The 16,125-nt window shown below is 65.7% G+C and carries 13 protein-coding genes; 10 read left to right on the top strand and 3 right to left on the bottom strand.

Features of this window, described 5'->3' with window-relative positions; all coding sequences use genetic code 11:
• Window positions 1–106: 106 nt before the first annotated feature.
• The gene (locus QTI04_RS13975; protein ID WP_286616189.1) at window positions 107–1,036 is read right to left on the bottom strand and encodes an NmrA family NAD(P)-binding protein; all 930 of its coding nucleotides are present in this window, start codon (window positions 1,034–1,036) and stop codon (window positions 107–109) included.
• A 139-nt stretch (window positions 1,037–1,175) separates the two neighbouring features.
• On the opposite strand from QTI04_RS13975, the gene QTI04_RS13970 reads away from it, so the two are divergent.
• A complete protein-coding gene (locus tag QTI04_RS13970; protein WP_286616188.1) occupies window positions 1,176–2,153 on the top strand; it encodes an AraC family transcriptional regulator in 978 nt (325 codons plus the stop codon).
• Window positions 2,154–2,162: 9 nt separating this feature from the next.
• Here the strand turns inward: QTI04_RS13970 and QTI04_RS13965 are convergent, their stop codons facing one another.
• Both QTI04_RS13965 and QTI04_RS13960 read right to left on the bottom strand, forming a co-directional pair.
• Window positions 2,163–3,092, bottom strand: coding sequence for an SMP-30/gluconolactonase/LRE family protein (locus QTI04_RS13965; RefSeq protein ID WP_286616187.1), 930 nt, complete (start codon window positions 3,090–3,092; stop codon window positions 2,163–2,165).
• Window positions 3,093–3,127: 35 nt separating this feature from the next.
• Window positions 3,128–4,087: a LysR family transcriptional regulator gene (locus QTI04_RS13960; RefSeq protein WP_286616186.1), complete on the bottom strand. Its 960-nt coding sequence runs from the start codon at window positions 4,085–4,087 to the stop codon at window positions 3,128–3,130.
• A gap of 90 nt (window positions 4,088–4,177) precedes the next feature.
• Between QTI04_RS13960 and QTI04_RS13955 the strand changes: the two genes are divergently transcribed.
• The 9 genes from QTI04_RS13955 to QTI04_RS13915 all read left to right on the top strand — a co-directional run bounded on the left by QTI04_RS13955 (window position 4,178) and on the right by QTI04_RS13915 (window position 16,122).
• The gene (locus QTI04_RS13955; RefSeq protein ID WP_286616185.1) at window positions 4,178–5,629 is read left to right on the top strand and encodes an aldehyde dehydrogenase family protein; all 1,452 of its coding nucleotides are present in this window, start codon (window positions 4,178–4,180) and stop codon (window positions 5,627–5,629) included.
• A 64-nt stretch (window positions 5,630–5,693) separates the two neighbouring features.
• On the top strand, window positions 5,694–6,659 hold the full coding sequence (locus tag QTI04_RS13950; protein WP_286602865.1) for an ABC transporter substrate-binding protein: 966 nt from the start codon (window positions 5,694–5,696) through the stop codon (window positions 6,657–6,659).
• Window positions 6,660–6,722: 63 nt separating this feature from the next.
• Window positions 6,723–7,796, top strand: coding sequence for a multiple monosaccharide ABC transporter substrate-binding protein (gene chvE / locus QTI04_RS13945; protein ID WP_286602864.1), 1,074 nt, complete (start codon window positions 6,723–6,725; stop codon window positions 7,794–7,796).
• A gap of 73 nt (window positions 7,797–7,869) precedes the next feature.
• Window positions 7,870–9,393 carry a multiple monosaccharide ABC transporter ATP-binding protein gene (gene mmsA / locus QTI04_RS13940; RefSeq protein ID WP_286616313.1) on the top strand — a complete coding sequence of 508 codons (1,524 nt, stop codon included), beginning with the start codon at window positions 7,870–7,872 and terminating at the stop codon, window positions 9,391–9,393.
• Window positions 9,383–10,600: a multiple monosaccharide ABC transporter permease gene (gene mmsB / locus QTI04_RS13935; RefSeq protein ID WP_286602863.1), complete on the top strand. Its 1,218-nt coding sequence runs from the start codon at window positions 9,383–9,385 to the stop codon at window positions 10,598–10,600. Before mmsA ends, mmsB begins: the two co-directional genes overlap by 11 nt.
• On the top strand, window positions 10,597–12,126 hold the full coding sequence (locus QTI04_RS13930) for a sugar ABC transporter ATP-binding protein (protein ID WP_286616184.1): 1,530 nt from the start codon (window positions 10,597–10,599) through the stop codon (window positions 12,124–12,126). The genes mmsB and QTI04_RS13930 overlap by 4 nt, the downstream gene beginning before the upstream one ends.
• Before the next feature lie 118 nt (window positions 12,127–12,244).
• Window positions 12,245–13,315 (top strand): ABC transporter permease, encoded by a 1,071-nt coding sequence (locus QTI04_RS13925; RefSeq protein WP_286616183.1) that lies wholly within the window; start codon window positions 12,245–12,247, stop codon window positions 13,313–13,315.
• Window positions 13,312–14,346, top strand: coding sequence for a galactofuranose ABC transporter, permease protein YjfF (yjfF, locus tag QTI04_RS13920; RefSeq protein ID WP_286616182.1), 1,035 nt, complete (start codon window positions 13,312–13,314; stop codon window positions 14,344–14,346). Before QTI04_RS13925 ends, yjfF begins: the two co-directional genes overlap by 4 nt.
• 39 nt (window positions 14,347–14,385) lie before the next feature.
• The gene (locus QTI04_RS13915) at window positions 14,386–16,122 is read left to right on the top strand and encodes an IlvD/Edd family dehydratase (RefSeq protein WP_286616181.1); all 1,737 of its coding nucleotides are present in this window, start codon (window positions 14,386–14,388) and stop codon (window positions 16,120–16,122) included.
• Window positions 16,123–16,125 lie beyond the last annotated feature (3 nt).

Below are 16,125 nucleotides of genomic sequence, written 5' to 3'. Positions count from 1 at the left end.
TGGGGCGCTGAAACAGCGAGGATTGGTCGTGCATTGAACACGCAGCCAAGGTGCATGACAACCTGCCCTTTGGTGTAAGGAACTCCAAGGGCTCTTGAAAATGTAGCTAGTTTGTCTTAACAAGTTTGTGACAGGAAAGTAAAGCCGCGTAGGCGCCGGCCAGCTCCCCGGCGAAGTGCTCGAAGGTCGTCGGAGTGCAGCTTCGGGTGGCGCATCCTGCGAGCGGATGAACCCTGTTCGCGTTGAATGCGCGAGTCATCTCGACGTAGAGATCGGCGAAGCTTGCCGAGAGGCCTGCGCCGACCAGTGCGTCCGCCATATCGGCATCGGGAAGCTGGACGTAGTGAAGGTCGGGCTGGCCGATGCGCTGGCCCAGGATGCGGGCGACCTCGGCCTGGCTCAGGTCGCGCGGGCCGAGCAGTTCCTGCACGGCGATGCCGCTCCAGTCCCGCTCCATGAGCGCCTTGGCTGCGACCGCGGCGATATCGTCGGCGGCGACCATCGGCATGGCGATGTCCGGCGCAACGGAATCGGCCAGAACACCCATGTGCCTGACGACATCCAGCGCCTCGAAGAAGTTCTCGAAGAAGGAGGCTGGTCGAAGAAGCAGGAGGTTGATCCCCGCGATACGTTGCAGCCGCCCTTCCTGCGCATGCAACCCCGCGATCACGCCCGTCGCTTCATGCAGGTTTGCGCCCAGACTGCTGAGCGCGACGACATGGGAGACACCACTGTCGCGGACCGCGCCGGCGATGGCTTCGCCCTCCCGCGCCTGCCGCTCCGCGTAGTCGGGCGCATGGCGATCGGTCGCGAGCAGGGTGTAGGCGGCGTCCGCGCCCCGAAACGCCTCGGCCAGGAAGCCCGCATCGGCCACATCGCCGGTCCGAACTTCGGCGCCGGCACTCCGGAGTGCTGCGAGCTTGCTTTCAGTCCGTCCGAGAGCGCGGACCTTGGCGCCCGACTTCAGCAAGCGCTGCGCGATCTTCGCGCCCGTGTGACCGGTCGCGCCCATGACGGTGATGGTGGTGGTGTTCATGCGTCGCTCCTATGGTGGTTTGCATGAAGTCCACTATCGTGGGCAAGAGTCGGTGGATCAATGTCCATCGCTCGCGATTTCATGCTCATGCGTCCAGGCGCGCTGGACGATGAGGTTTGCGCTACGCATACTGCGCCACATGGACCTCAAGGAAGCTCTGGCCCCGGTCGACCCGCTCGGCGAGGCGCTGCACTTCCTGCGGATGAGCGGCATCTTCTATTGCCGCTCGGAGTTCACTGCGCCCTGGGGACTCGCGCTGCCGCCGATGGAAGACAGCCTGATGTTCCATGTCGTGACTTCGGGACAGTGCTGGCTCGAGGTCGACGGTGCGGAGCCGTATCTGCTGCAACCGGGCGAATTCGCGCTGGTGCCGCACGGCGAGGGCCATCGTCTCGGCTGCGAGCCCGGCGCCGGCACCCTGAAGCTGTTCGACTTGCCGCGCGAGCAGGTCAGCGAACGCTACGAAATCCTGCGGCACGGCGGTGGTGGCGCGCCGACCCATCTGGTTTGCGGCGCGGTGCGTTTCGACCATCCGGCCGCGCACCAGCTCGTGAAGCTGCTGCCGCCGGTGATTCGCATCGACGCGCCGGGCGCGCGCGAACTTGATTGGGTCGGAAGCCTGCTTCGCCTCATGGCGGTCGAGGCACGCGAGTTGCAGCCGGGCGGCGAGACCGTCATCACGCGGCTGGCCGACATCCTCGTGGTGCAGGCGATCCGCTCGTGGATGGCGAAGGACCCGGCTGCGCAGACCGGATGGCTCGGCGCGCTGCAGGACAAGCAGATCGGCCGAGCGATCTCGCTCATCCACCGTGACGCCGCACGGCCCTGGACGGTCGCGGCGCTGGCGCGCGAAGTGGCGATGTCGAGGTCGGCGTTTGCCGCGCGCTTCACGACGCTGGTGGGTGAGCCGGCAATGCGCTACGTGGCGCGCTGGCGCATGCATCTGGCGCTCAACTCACTACAGGAGAAGGATGCACGGCTCTGCGATCTCGCGGCCCGCTTCGGCTACCAGTCCGAGGCGGCGTTCAGCCGGTCCTTCAAACGCTACATCGGTGTGTCGCCGGGCGCGGCGCGGCGCAGGCGCTCCGCTGCCGCCGAGCTGCGCCTGCGAGTGTGAAGGTCGGCTTCAGCCGCCGAACGGCGACGCGGGCAATCCAGGTACGTCGAGCTGAACGGCAAAGAGTCCGCCCGCTTCAGGCTCGGCCTCGCGCTGCGCGGGCGTCAGGCCGCTGGTGGCGCTCGTGATGTAGAGCGTGCGCAGATCGGGTCCGCCGAACGCGCAATTGGTGATGTGGCTCGTTGGCAGTGGGATGCGGCAGAGTTCACCGGCGCTCACTGGATCGTGGCAGCTCACGCAGGCGCCGCCCCAATGCGCGATCCAGAGCCTTCCGGCAGCATCCGTCGTCATGCCATCGGGGAAGCCGTCGCCACGTGCGAATCGGAGCCACTGGCGCTTGTTGGAGAGGGTGCCTTCGGCGGCATCGAAGTCGTAGGCGTAGACGCGGCTGGTGACGGTGTCGTTGAAGTACAGGGTCCGTCCATCCAGCGACCACGTCGGCCCGTTGGTCACGGCAAAGCCCTGGTCATGGCGGGTGCAGCTTCCATCGGGGTCGAAACGGTAGAGCGAGCCGGTGGGCGCCTCGCACGCGCAGTCCATGGTGCCGCCCCAGAAGCGGCCCTGGGCGTCGCACTTGCCGTCGTTGAAGCGGTTGTCGGCGAGTTCGGGTTCGGGCTGATGCAGGTACCTGGGTGCAACGTCGCCCGTTGCCGGGTCGAACAGGGCGAAGCCACGACGCAATGTGACGATGAAGCCGGGCGCGTTGGCTCGTTCCGCAACCGCGGAGATCTCCTCGTCGAAGCTCCAGGTTGTCTGACCATTGCTCGCAGGGTCGAAGCGATGCAGACGGCGTTCAATGATGTCGACCCAGTAGAGAGCTTGCTCGCGCTGTGACCACAAGGTGCCTTCGCCCAACGTCGCACCTGCGGGCCAGACGCAACGCGGCGCTTCGAGGGTTGCAGGGGTCGTGGGGCAGGTGGCGGATGGTGTTGCGTTCAAGGGTGTCTCCTGGGTGGGGCGGGCTGCGAACAAGATCAATCCACTTCAAGCCGCCGCCCATAAGCCTGAAAGCTCTGCGTCTTCAACGCCCGCATCATCACCTTGGCCGCAGGCGACAACAGACGGTCAGTGCGCGTGATGATGCCGAACGCATCCATGTGGCACGGCATCTCGATCGGCAGCAGCGAAACGATCCCGTGCGCCGCGTAGTAGCGCGCCACGTCGGTGGCAAGCACCGCGACCATATCGCTCTGCTGCAGCATCCGCGTGATGAAGAGCAGGGCCGCCGTCTCGATCACGTTGATCGGCGGCGCCAGTCCTACTTCCTGGAACATGAGTTCGAAGCGATGGCGCAGTACGCTGCCCGCAGGCGGCACGATCCAGCCGGCCGACACCAGATCGCGCAGACCCAGTCCTGTCATGCCCAGCAGCGGATGTCCCGGCCGCACCAATGCGCACACCGGTTCTTCCGTGAGCGCCTCGTAGCGAAGGTTGTTCTTGTCGTGCTCCGCGAAGAGTCGCGCCACGAGCAGATCGAGCTTGCCCTGCTCGAGCCGTTCCAGCAGCACCGGGCTCGTCTCGATCTCCAGCGAGACGCGCAGATTCGGGTGATCGCGCTTCACCGCCGCCACCGCCGGCGGCAGCAGCACCAGCCCCGGCGCAGTGATCGCGCCGATGTTGACCTGCCCCGCACTCCCCGCCTTGAGCGCCGTGAGTTCGTCGTGTGCCTGATTGAGGCTCGCCAGCGCAATGCGCGCGTGGCGGATCATCGTCTCGCCATACCAGGTCGGCCGCATGCCGCGTGGCAGACGGTCGAACAGCGGGACCTCCAGCACGTCCTCCAGATCCTTCAACAGCTTCGAGGCCGCCGGCTGCGTCATGTTCAGCACCTGCGCGGCGCGATGGATGTTGCCCTCTTCGGCCAGCGCCACCAGCAGCAGCAACTGCCGGGTCTTGAGGCGCGCACGGATGAACCAGTGCGTGTAGTTGGTCATATGGGGTTTACCTGAATGCTGCTTCTGATATCTATTCCATCGAAATATTGATTGGAAAGATATCGGGGCGATTCCTACACTCGCACCACTTTGAAGCGCAGTGACCTCCAACAGAACGCACGGCAGTACATCAACGGCCGCTGGGAGACGGGTGTTACCACGGGAATCAGTGAAAACCCGTCCGACACCCGCGAAGTGGTCGCGGAATACGCGCGCGCCGACCGAAACCAGACCGAACTGGCGATCCGCGCCGCTGCCGATGCCTTCCCGCACTGGAGCCAGACCACACCGCAACGTCGCGCCGACGTGCTCGACCAGATCGGCAGCGAGATCCTCGCGCGCCGCGAAGAACTCGGCAAGCTGCTCGCCCGTGAAGAAGGAAAGACCTTGCCAGAGGCCATCGGCGAGGCGGCGCGCGCGGGCCACATCTTCAAGTTCTTCGCTGGGGAAGCCTTGCGCGGCGACGGTGAGACGCTCGCCTCCGTGCGGCCCGGCGTGCAGGTCGACATCACGCGCGAGCCGCTCGGCGTGGTGGGGCTCATCACGCCGTGGAACTTCCCGTTTGCCATTCCTGCTTGGAAGATCGCGCCGGCGCTGGCCTACGGCAACAGCGTTGTGTTCAAGCCGGCCGAACTGGTGCCGGCCTGCGGCTGGGCGTTGGCCGAGATCATCAGCCGCGCGGCGCTTCCCGCCGGCACCTTCAACCTCGTGATGGGCAGCGGACGCGAAGTGGGGCAGAGCATCGTCGACAGTCCGCTGGTGGATGCGATCAGCTTCACCGGTTCGGTGGTCACCGGCGAACACATCCTGCAGGCGGCCACCCGCCGGCGTGCCAAGGTGCAACTGGAGATGGGCGGTAAGAACCCGCTCGTAGTGCTCGCCGATGCCGACCTGGACCGCGCCGTCGACTGCGCGGTCCAGGGCGCCTATTTCTCGACGGGCCAACGCTGCACTGCGTCGAGCCGCCTCATCGTCGAATCGACAGTGCACGACGCCTTCGTCTCGCGCGTGCGCCACCGGCTCGCAGCGCTCAAGATCGGGCACGCGCTGGCGCAGGGCACCGACATCGGACCGGTGGTCGACCGGCACCAGCTTGAACGCAACCTCGCCGCCATCGAGAGCGCCACCGCGGAAGGCGCCGAGCACATGGGCGGCGGCGAACGCCTGAACCGCGCGACCACGGGCTATTACATGAGCCCGGCGCTCTTTCTCGCCAAGCCCGAGCACCGTGTGGCGCGCGACGAGATCTTCGGACCCGTGGCCTGCGTGCTGCGCGCCGACGATTACGAACATGCGCTGGTGCTGGCCAACGACACGCCTTTCGGCCTGTGCGCCGGCATCTGCACCACGTCGCTGGCGCGCGCGATGCACTTCAAGCGCCATGCGAGGGTGGGCATGACCATGGTCAACCTGCCGACCGCCGGCGTCGACTACCACGTGCCCTTCGGCGGCCGCAAGGCATCGAGCTACGGACCGCGCGAGCAGGGGCGACATGCCGTGGAGTTCTACACCACCGTCAAGACCGGCTACGTGCTGGCCTGAGTGACAAGAGAAGCAGATAACAAGAGAAGAAGAGTTTCTTTCACCACGTCAACCAGGAGACAACATGAAACTGAATCGTCGCACGCTCAACATTGCACTCGCCACCGCGTCGCTGTCCTCGCTGCTGCCGGTCACGGCTCTGGCGCAGAAGAAGATCGTCCTGGGATTTGCCCAGGTCGGCGCGGAAAGCGAATGGCGCACCGCCAACACAGAGTCGATCAAGTCGGCCGCGAAGGAGTCCGACATCGATCTCAAGTTCTCCGATGCGCAGCAGAAACAGGAGAACCAGATCAAGGCGATCCGCTCGTACATTGCGCAGAAGGTGGATGTCATCGCCTTCTCGCCGGTGGTCGAATCGGGCTGGGAAACCGTCCTGAAGGAAGCCAAGGCCGCCAACATCCCCGTGGTGCTGACCGACCGCTCCGTCAACACCAAGGACGACTCGCTCTACGTCACCTTCATGGGCTCGGACTTCGTCGAGGAAGGCCGCAAGGCCGGGCGCTGGCTCGTCGAGAAGGAGAAGGGCAACGCAGGCCCGATCAACATCGTCGAGCTGCAGGGCACGGTGGGCTCGGCGCCGGCGATCGATCGTAAGAAGGGCTTCGAGGAAATCATCAAGGCCGATCCGAAGTTCAAGATCATCCGCTCGCAGACCGGCGACTTCACCCGCGCCAAGGGCAAGGAGGTGATGGAGGCCTTCCTGAAGGCCGAGGGCAAGAAGATCAATGTGCTCTACGCGCACAACGACGACATGGCGATCGGCGCGATCCAGGCCATCGAGGAAGCGGGCATGAAGCCGGCGCAGGACATCATCATCATCTCGATCGACGCCGTGAAGGGCGCCTTCGAGGCCATGATGGCCGGCAAGCTCAACGTATCGGTCGAGTGCAGCCCGCTGCTTGGGCCCCAGCTGATGAGCGCCGTGAAGGACATCAAGGCCGGCAAGCCGATTCCGAAGCGCATCCTCACGAAGGAAGGCATCTTCCCCATGGAAGTCGCCAAAGCCGAGTTCCCAAACAGGAAGTACTAACAGGCAGTGACGCGCCGTCGCAAGCGGCGCGTCGCGCACGCACACAACGAAGGAGACCTTGCCATGAAACGCACCTTTCTCAAGACCTTGCTGGCCGGCGCGGCCACGACACTGCTTGTCGGCATTGCGCCGCTCGTCCATGCCCAGGACAAAGGTCTCGTCGCCATCTCGATGCCGACCAAGTCGTCGGCGCGGTGGATCGCCGACGGGTCGAACATGGTCAAGTACTTCAACGAGAAGGGCTACAAGACCGACCTGCAATACGCCGACGACGACATTCCGAACCAGCTCGCGCAGGTCGAGAACATGGTGACGAAGGGCGCGAAGGTCCTGGTGATCGCAGCCATCGACGGGACCACGCTGTCGGATGTACTGCAGAAGGCCGCCGACAAGGGCGTCAAGGTCATCGCGTACGACCGGCTCATCAAGGGCTCGAAGAACGTCGACTACTACGCCACGTTCGACAACTACCAGGTCGGCGTGCTGCAGGCCAGTTATATCGAGCAGGCGCTGAAGCTCAAGGAGGGCAAGGGCCCGTACAACATCGAACTCTTCGGCGGGTCGCCGGACGACAACAACGCCTTCTTCTTCTACAACGGCGCGATGTCGGTGCTGAAGCCCTACATCGACAGCGGCAAGCTCGTGGTGCGCAGCAAGCAGATGGGCATGGACAAGGTCTCGACCCTGCGCTGGGACGGCGCGGTGGCGCAGGCGCGCATGGACAACCTGCTGTCGGCCTACTACACGAAGGACCGCGTCGATGCCGTGCTCTCGCCCTACGACGGTCTGTCGATCGGCATCATCTCCTCGCTCAAGGGCGTGGGCTACGGTACGGCGCAGCAGCCGATGCCGGTGGTGACGGGGCAGGACGCGGAAGTGCCCTCGGTCAAGTCGATCCTCAAGAAGGAGCAGACTTCCACCGTGTTCAAGGACACGCGCGAGCTCGCCAAGGTCACGGTCGGCATGGTCGACGCCATGCTGGCGGGCAAGCAGCCGGAGGTGAACGACACCAAGACCTACAACAACGGCGTGAAGGTCGTGCCCTCGTACCTGCTGAAGCCGGTGAGCGTCGATGCTTCGAACTGGAAGCAGACACTGGTCGACAGCGGCTACTACAAGGAGAGCCAGATCAAGTAGCTGCGACAGGCGATGCGGGGCCGGCCGGCCTCGCAGGCTCGAAGGAGACAGGGTGAACGATGTGATTCTGGAGATGCGGGGCATCACCAAGACTTTTCCCGGCGTGAACGCGCTGGACAACGTCAACCTTGCGGTGCGCGCAGGCGAGATCCACGCAGTCGTCGGCGAGAACGGCGCTGGCAAGTCCACGCTGATGAAAGTGTTGAGCGGCGTCTATCCCTGCGATTCGTACGAGGGCGAGATCCATTTCGAGGGCGAGCTGCGCCGCTTCAGGGGCATCGCCGACAGCGAGAAGCTCGGCATCATCATCATCCACCAGGAGTTGGCGCTGGTGCCGCTGCTGTCCATCGCCGAAAACATCTTCCTCGGCAACGAGACAGCGCGCGGTGGCGTGATCGACTGGTTCGAGGCGTACGCCAAGACGCGCGAACTGCTGGCCAAGGTGGGGCTCAAGGAACCGCCCACCGCGCTCATCACCAACCTCGGCGTTGGCAAGCAGCAGTTGGTGGAGATCGCGAAGGCGCTTTCGAAAGAGGTCAAGCTGTTGATCCTCGACGAGCCGACCGCGAGCCTGAACGAAAGCGACAGCGATGCCCTGCTGAACTTGCTGCTGGGCCTCAAGGCGCAGGGCATTGCGTCGATCCTCATCTCGCACAAGCTGAACGAGATCGCCAAGGTGGCGGATTCGATCACGGTGCTGCGCGATGGCGCGACCGTCGAGACGATGGAGTGCGGCGCCGCGCCGATCAGCGAGGACCGCATCATCCGCGGCATGGTCGGGCGCGACATGGCGCACCGCTATCCGGATCGCACGCCGCACATCGGCGAGACCATCTTCGAGGTGCGCGACTGGCGCGTGCACCACGCGCTGCACGCCGACCGGGAGCAGATCAAGGGCGTGAACCTGCACGTACGGCGCGGCGAGATCGTCGGCATCGCGGGCCTGATGGGCGCGGGCCGGACCGAGTTCGCGATGAGCGTGTTCGGCCGCTCCTACGGGCAGCGCATCAGCGGCTCGGTCCACATGCACGGCAAGGAAGTCGACGTCGGCACGATCCGCAAGGCCATCGACCACGGCATCGCCTACGTCACCGAGGACCGCAAGAGTGCGGGGCTCGTTCTGGAGGAGGACATCCGCAAGAACGTGAGCCTCGCGAACCTGGCCGCGGTGTCGGAACGCGGCGTGATCGACGAGGGCCGCGAGTTCAAGGTGGCGAACGACTACCGGCGCGCGCTCAAAATCCGCTGCGCCGGAGTGGACCAGCGCGTGGTCAACCTGTCGGGCGGCAACCAGCAGAAGGTGGTGCTGAGCAAGTGGCTGTTCGCGAAGCCGGAACTGCTCATCCTCGACGAACCGACGCGCGGAATCGACGTCGGCGCCAAGTACGAGATCTACACCATCATCGACCAGCTCGCGAGCGAGGGCAAAGGCATTCTCATGATTTCATCCGAACTGCCGGAACTTCTCGGCATGTGCGATCGCATCTACGTGATGAACGAGGGCCGCTTCGTCGCCGAGTTTCCTGTGGCCGAGGCCTCGCAGGAGAAAATAATGCGCGTCATCGTCGCCTCCGGGAGCAGCGTCCATGCCGCCTGAAGTCGATGCCGTGAAGCCGGCCACCCCGATCAGCGCACCGGCCTCGACCGGCGGGGAGCACGCGGGCTTTCTCAAGAACAACCTGCGCGAATACGGCATGCTGATCTCGCTGGTCGCGATCATGGTGCTGTTCCAGGTGCTGACGGACGGCACGCTGATGCGCCCGCTGAACCTCACCAATCTGCTGCTGCAGAACAGCTACATCGTGATCATGGCGCTCGGCATGCTGCTGGTGATCGTGGCCGGTCACATCGACCTGTCAGTGGGCTCGGTGTGCGGCTTCGTCGGCGCTCTGGCGGCGGTGCTGATGGTGGAGTACGAGTGGCACTTCGTGCCGACGTTCATCGTGTGCCTGGTCGCGGGCGGCGTGATCGGCGCGGCGCAGGGCTGGTTCGTGGCCTTCTTCAGGATCCCGTCGTTCATCGTCACGCTGGCGGGCATGCTGGTGTTCAAGGGGCTCACGCTGGCGTTGCTGGCGGGGCAGTCGGTCGGACCGTTCCCTGAAGCGTTCCAGAAACTGAGTTCGGGCTTCGTGCCGGACGTGTTCAGCGGGGAGAGCCTGCGCACCACCTCGCTGCTGCTCGGCGCGCTGGCCGCGGCGGCGCTGGTGTTCTTCAAGCTGCGCGGCCGCGCGAAGCTCGCGCAGCACGGCATGGCGCAGGAGCCCTACGCCTTCTTCCTGGCCAAGAACCTGTTCTTCGCGGCGGCCATCCTCCTGCTGAGCTACCTGCTCGCCACCTACAAGGGGCTACCGAATGTGCTGATCGTGATGGCGGTGCTGATCGTGGCCTACGACTTCGTCACCAACCGCACCACGGTGGGCCGCCGCATCTATGCGCTCGGTGGCAACGAGAAGGCGGCGCGGCTGTCGGGCATCAAGACGCAGCGGCTGGCCTTCCTCACCTTCGTCAACATGGGCGTGCTCGCGGCGCTGGCGGGGCTGGTGTTCGCGGCGCGACTCAACACGGCGACGCCCAAGGCGGGGCTGGGCTTCGAGCTCGACGTGATCGCGGCCTGCTTCATCGGCGGTGCCTCGGCGTCGGGTGGCGTCGGCAGGGTCATGGGCGCGGTGATCGGCGCTTTCATCATGGGCGTGATGAACAACGGCATGTCCATCCTCGGCATCGGCATCGACTACCAGCAGGTCATCAAGGGGCTGGTGCTGTTGGCCGCCGTGTTCATCGACGTCTACAACAAGAACAAATGAAGCACGAATCCTCTTCCGACGCGCCCGTGCTGCAGCTCACGGGCATCGACAAGCAGTTCAACGGCGTTCCGGCGCTGCGCGGCGTGGCGCTGCGGCTTCGGGCCGGCGAGATCCATGCGTTGATGGGGCAGAACGGTGCGGGCAAGTCGACGCTCATCAAGGTGCTGACCGGCGTCTACGCAGCTGACAGCGGCGAGATGCTGCTGGCCGGCCAGCCGATCCGGCCGGCGTCGCCGCTGGAGGCCCAGCGCATGGGCATCAGCACGGTCTACCAGGAGGTGAACCTTTGCCCGAACCTCTCGGTGGCCGAGAACATCTTCTCGGGGCGCTACCCGCGCCGCGGGCTGGCGCAGGGCTATCGGATCGACTGGGCCGAAGTCCATCGACAGGCGCGTGCGCTGCTGGCGCGGCTGGACGTGGACATCGATGTCACGCGGCTGCTGTCGAGCTACTCGGTCGCGGTGCAGCAACTGGTGGCGATCGCGCGCGCGCTGGGCCTGTCGTCGAAGGTGCTGATCCTCGACGAGCCGACGTCGAGCCTCGACGACGACGAAGTGAAGAGCCTTTTCGCCGTGCTGCGCAGACTGCGGGGGGAGGGGCTGGCCATCCTGTTCGTCACGCACTTCCTCAACCAGGTCTATGCCGTGTCGGACCGCATCACGGTGTTGCGCAACGGTGCCTGGGTCGGCGAATGGGCGACGCGTGACCTCGGGCCGCAGGCCCTGATCGCCGCGATGGTCGGACGCGAACTCGTGGCGCAGGCCACGGGCCACGCGCAGCTTCCACCGATCGAGGAGGGCGCACCTGCGGTGCTGCAGGCCGAAGGCGTGGGCCAGCGCGGCCAGTTGCAACCGGTGGATCTCGGCGTGCACGCGGGTGAGATCGTGGGGCTGGCCGGCTTGCTCGGCTCCGGCCGCACCGAGCTGGCGAGGCTGCTGTTCGGCCTCGCGAAGCCCGATAGCGGCAGCCTGCGCATCGATGGCGTCGTGGTCGAACTGGGCAGTCCGGCGGATGCGGTGAAGCACGGCCTGGCCCTGTGCCCCGAGGAGCGCAAGACGGACGGCATCGTGGCCGACCTGTCCTTGCGCGAGAACATTGCGCTGGCGTTGCAGGCACGACTCGGTATGCGCAACACGCTGTCGCGCGCGGAGCAGACCGCGCTGGCGGAGCGCTTCGTCAAGGCGCTGGGCATCAAGACGGCCAGCGTCGACACGCCGATCGGCCTGCTCTCGGGCGGTAACCAGCAGAAGGCCTTGCTGGCGCGTTGGCTGGCGATCGAGCCGCGCCTGCTGATCCTCGATGAGCCGACGCGCGGCATCGACGTCGCGGCCAAGCAGGAAATCATGGACGAGATCCTGCGTCTCGCGCGCAGCGGCATGGCGGTGCTGTTCATCTCGTCCGAGATGAACGAGGTGGTGCGCGTCTCGCACCGGATCGCGGTGCTGCGCGAGCGGCGAAAGGTGGGCGAGCTGCCTGCGGGATCCAGCGAGGACGCGGTGTACGACCTCATCGCAGCAGAGATATGACTCGCCCCCAGGCTCGCGCACTTCGTGTCGCTCTCCACCCCCTGCCGGGGGCAACACCGGCGGCCCGGCCGAGCCGGTTCCGCGGTGTTTCTGGTATGGGCTGCACGGTGGAGCTGACATGAGCAACACAGACTCGGTTTCCATCGTCGCGCGGGTCTTCCGCCATCGGCTGGTGTGGCCGGTCATCACGCTGTTGATCCTGCTGGCGATCAACGCGATCTTCAATCCGAGCTTTCTGCACATCGAGGTGCGCGGCGGGCACCTGTACGGCAGCCTGATCGACATCCTCAATCGCGCATCGCCGCTGGTGCTGGTATCGCTCGGCATGACGCTGGTGATCGCGACGCGCGGCATCGACATCTCGGTCGGCGCGGTGGTGGCGATTGCGGCGGCGCTCGCGGCCTGGATGATCGGCGGATCGCTGGTCGTCAGCAACGGTGCCGCCGCCGAGGTGAGCCGCTTCCCGATGTGGCTGGCCATCGTTGCGGCACTGGCCGTGGCGGCGGTGTGCGGGCTGTGGAATGGCCTGTTGGTCGCGCGCGTGGGTATGCAGCCGATCATCGCGACGCTGATCCTGATGGTCGCGGGGCGCGGCATCGCGCAGCTCATCACGGGCGGGCAGATCATCACGATCTACTACGCGCCCTTCTTCTTCATCGGCAGTGGCTACCTCTTCGGGCTGCCGTTCTCCGTCTACATCGCCACCGTCGTGTTCGCTGTGGTCTATCTCGCGATCACGCGCAGCGCGCTGGGGCTGTTCATCCAGTCGGTGGGCATCAACCCGAACGCGGCGCGCGTGGCCGGGGTGCGTTCACGCCGCATCATCGTGTGCGCCTACATGTTCTGCGGCTTCTGCGCGGGCGTGGCCGGCCTGCTGATCAGCTCGAACGTCAAGAGCGCGGATGGCAACAACGCGGGTCAGTTGCTGGAACTCGACGCGATCCTGGCCGTCACGCTCGGCGGCACGGCGCTCACGGGGGGGCGCTTCAGCCTGGTCGGCAGCGTGATCGGCGCGCTCATCATCCAGACGCTGACCTACGGGATCTACTCGCTAGGGGTGCCACCGGAGATCAATCTGGTCGTGAAGGCGGCGGTGGTGTTCGTCGTCATGCTGCTGCAATCGGCCGAGTTCCGCGCGAGCCTTCGCCAACTGGTGCAGCGGCCGGCGCGTGGGGAGGTGGCGAGATGAGCGCCGTGGCGCCCGAGTCCGCGGCGCGCGCGCCGGAGTCCGGGACGCCGGTGAAGCGGCCGCGCACGCGAATGAATCCGAAGTACCTGCCCCTGGCCGCGACCATCTCGCTCTTCGTGCTGATGGCGACGCTGGGCTCGGTCTTCTATGACGGCTTCTTCTCGCCTCAGGTTTTCTTGAACCTGCTGATCGACAACGCCTTTCTCTGCATCGTCGCGGTCGGCATGACCTTCGTGATCCTGTCGGGCGGCATCGATCTCTCGGTCGGCTCCGTGATCGCGTTGACCACGATGGTCTCGGCCTCGCTGGTCGAAAAGCACGGCTGGAGCCCCGCGATCGTGATCCCGCTGGTGCTGGCGATGGGCACGCTTTTCGGCGCCTTCATGGGCGTGCTGATCGAGCGCTTCCGACTGCAGCCCTTCATCGTCACGCTGGCCGGCATGTTCCTCGCGCGCGGGCTCTGCTATCTGATCAGCATCGACTCCATCAGCATCACCAACGAGTTCTACTCGGAGGTCTCGCAGTGGCGCATGCCGGTGTGGGGCGGGGCATCGATCACGATCAGCGGGCTGATTGCGCTGGCGGTGGTGGCGCTCGCGGTGTTCGTGGCGCACTACACGCCCTTCGGCCGCACCGTGTATGCGATCGGCGGCAGCGAGCAATCGGCGCTGTTGATGGGCTTGCCGGTGCGCTCCACCGTGATCGGCGTCTACACGCTCTCCGGCTTCTGCTCCGCGCTGGGCGGCGTGGTGTTCACCTTCTACATGCTGTCGGGCTACGGCCTGCACGCGGTGGGCCTCGAACTCGACGCCATCGCCGCCGTGGTGATCGGCGGCACGCTGCTTACGGGTGGCGTCGGCTATGTGGTCGGCACGCTGTTCGGCGTGCTGATGCTGGGCATCATCCAGACGCTCATTTCCTTCGACGGCACGCTGAGCTCCTGGTGGACGCGCATCGTGGTCGGCGTGCTGCTCTTCGTCTTCTGCCTCCTGCAGCGGCTGTTCTCCGCGCGTGCGGCCGAGCGGCACTGAGGGCTCTGTCTTTCTCTCCCAATTCACGGAATCCATCGCATGTCCGACTCCCCGAGAAAACTGCGTTCGGCCGAATGGTTCGGCATGGCCGACAAGAACGGCTTCATGTACCGCAGCTGGATGAAGAACCAGGGAATCCCCGAGCACGAGTTCGACGGACGGCCCATCATCGGCATCTGCAACACCTGGTCGGAGCTGACGCCGTGCAACGCGCACTTCCGCAAGATCGCCGAGCACGTGAAGCGGGGCATCTCGGAGGCGGGGGGCTTTCCGGTGGAGTTCCCGGTGTTCTCCAACGGTGAATCGAACCTGCGGCCGACCGCCATGCTCACGCGCAACCTCGCGAGCATGGATGTGGAGGAGGCGATCCGCGGCAACCCGATCGACGCGGTGGTGCTGCTCACGGGCTGCGACAAGACTACGCCCGCGCTTCTGATGGGTGCCGCGAGTTGCGATATCCCGGCCATCGTCGTCACGGGCGGGCCGATGCTCAACGGCAAGCTCGAAGGCCGCGACATCGGCTCCGGCACGGCCGTATGGCAACTGCACGAGGCGATGAAGGCGGGCGAAATCAACGTGCACCAGTTCCTCTCGGCCGAGGCGGGCATGTCGCGTTCGGCCGGCACCTGCAACACCATGGGCACGGCGTCGACCATGGCCTGCATGGCCGAGGCGCTGGGCACATCGCTGCCGCACAACGCGGCGATCCCGGCGGTCGATGCGCGTCGCTATGTGCTGGCGCAGATGTCGGGCATGCGCGCCGTCGCGATGGCGCGCGAAGGGCTGACGCTGTCGAAGATCCTCACGCGCGAAGCCTTCGAGAACGCCATCCGCACGAATGCCGCGATCGGGGGGTCGACCAATGCGGTGATTCACCTCAAGGCGATCGCGGGGCGCATCGGCATACCGCTCGAACTCGAGGACTGGACGCGCATCGGGCGCGGCACGCCCACGCTGGTGGACCTGATGCCTTCGGGTCGCTTCCTGATGGAGGAGTTCTATTACGCGGGTGGGTTGCCGGCCGTGCTGCGCCGCCTCGGCGAGCATGGCCTGCTGCCTCACCCGGATGCGCTCACGGTCAACGGCAAGTCGCTGTGGGAGAACGTTCGCGAGGCGCCAAGCCACAACGACGAAGTGATCCGCCCGATCGACAAGCCGCTCATCGACGATGGCGGCATCTGCATCCTGCGGGGCAACCTGTCGCCACGCGGCGCGGTGCTGAAGCCATCGGCCGCCTCGCCGGAACTGCTCAAGCATCGTGGCCGCGCCGTCGTGTTCGAGAATCTGGAGCACTACAAGGAGCGCATCGTCGATGAAGCGCTCGACGTCGACGCGAGCTCCGTGCTGGTGATGAAGAACTGCGGCCCCAAGGGCTACCCCGGCATGGCCGAGGTCGGCAATATGGGGCTGCCGCCCAAGCTGCTGCGCCAGGGCATCAAGGACATGGTGCGCATCTCCGACGCACGCATGAGTGGCACCGCCTACGGCACGGTGGTGCTGCATGTCGCGCCCGAGGCAGCAGATGGAGGTCCGCTCGCGGCGGTGCGCGATGGAGATTGGATCGAGCTCGATTGCCACGAGGGCCGGCTGCATCTCGACATCAGCGACGCCGAACTGGCCGACCGCCTCGAAGCCATCGCCTCCGACGCAGCGCCCGTCAAGGGCGGCGGCTACCAGCGCCTTTACGTCGACCACGTGCTGCAGGCGGACGAGGGCTGCGACTTCGACTTCCTCGTCGGCTGCCGCGGTGCGGCCGTGCCACGCCATTCGCATTGATCC

Source organism: Variovorax sp. J22R115, from assembly GCF_030317005.1.
GTDB lineage: Bacteria > Pseudomonadota > Gammaproteobacteria > Burkholderiales > Burkholderiaceae_C > Variovorax.
This window is presented reverse-complemented; position numbering and strand designations above follow the sequence as displayed.

Excerpts from the sequence above, each read along its gene's own strand:
- QTI04_RS13975 (WP_286616189.1), bottom strand. The coding sequence starts at position 1,036 with ATGAACACCACCACCATCACCGTCATGGGCGCGACCGGTCACACGGGC.
- QTI04_RS13925 (WP_286616183.1), top strand. The coding sequence starts at position 12,245 with ATGAGCAACACAGACTCGGTTTCCATCGTCGCGCGGGTCTTCCGCCAT.
- QTI04_RS13960 (WP_286616186.1), bottom strand. The coding sequence starts at position 4,087 with ATGACCAACTACACGCACTGGTTCATCCGTGCGCGCCTCAAGACCCGG.
- mmsB (WP_286602863.1), top strand. The coding sequence starts at position 9,383 with ATGCCGCCTGAAGTCGATGCCGTGAAGCCGGCCACCCCGATCAGCGCA.
- QTI04_RS13950 (WP_286602865.1), top strand. The coding sequence starts at position 5,694 with ATGAAACTGAATCGTCGCACGCTCAACATTGCACTCGCCACCGCGTCG.
- chvE (WP_286602864.1), top strand. The coding sequence starts at position 6,723 with ATGAAACGCACCTTTCTCAAGACCTTGCTGGCCGGCGCGGCCACGACA.
- QTI04_RS13915 (WP_286616181.1), top strand. The coding sequence starts at position 14,386 with ATGTCCGACTCCCCGAGAAAACTGCGTTCGGCCGAATGGTTCGGCATG.
- QTI04_RS13970 (WP_286616188.1), top strand. The coding sequence starts at position 1,176 with ATGGACCTCAAGGAAGCTCTGGCCCCGGTCGACCCGCTCGGCGAGGCG.
- QTI04_RS13930 (WP_286616184.1), top strand. The coding sequence starts at position 10,597 with ATGAAGCACGAATCCTCTTCCGACGCGCCCGTGCTGCAGCTCACGGGC.
- yjfF (WP_286616182.1), top strand. The coding sequence starts at position 13,312 with ATGAGCGCCGTGGCGCCCGAGTCCGCGGCGCGCGCGCCGGAGTCCGGG.
- mmsA (WP_286616313.1), top strand. The coding sequence starts at position 7,870 with ATGCGGGGCATCACCAAGACTTTTCCCGGCGTGAACGCGCTGGACAAC.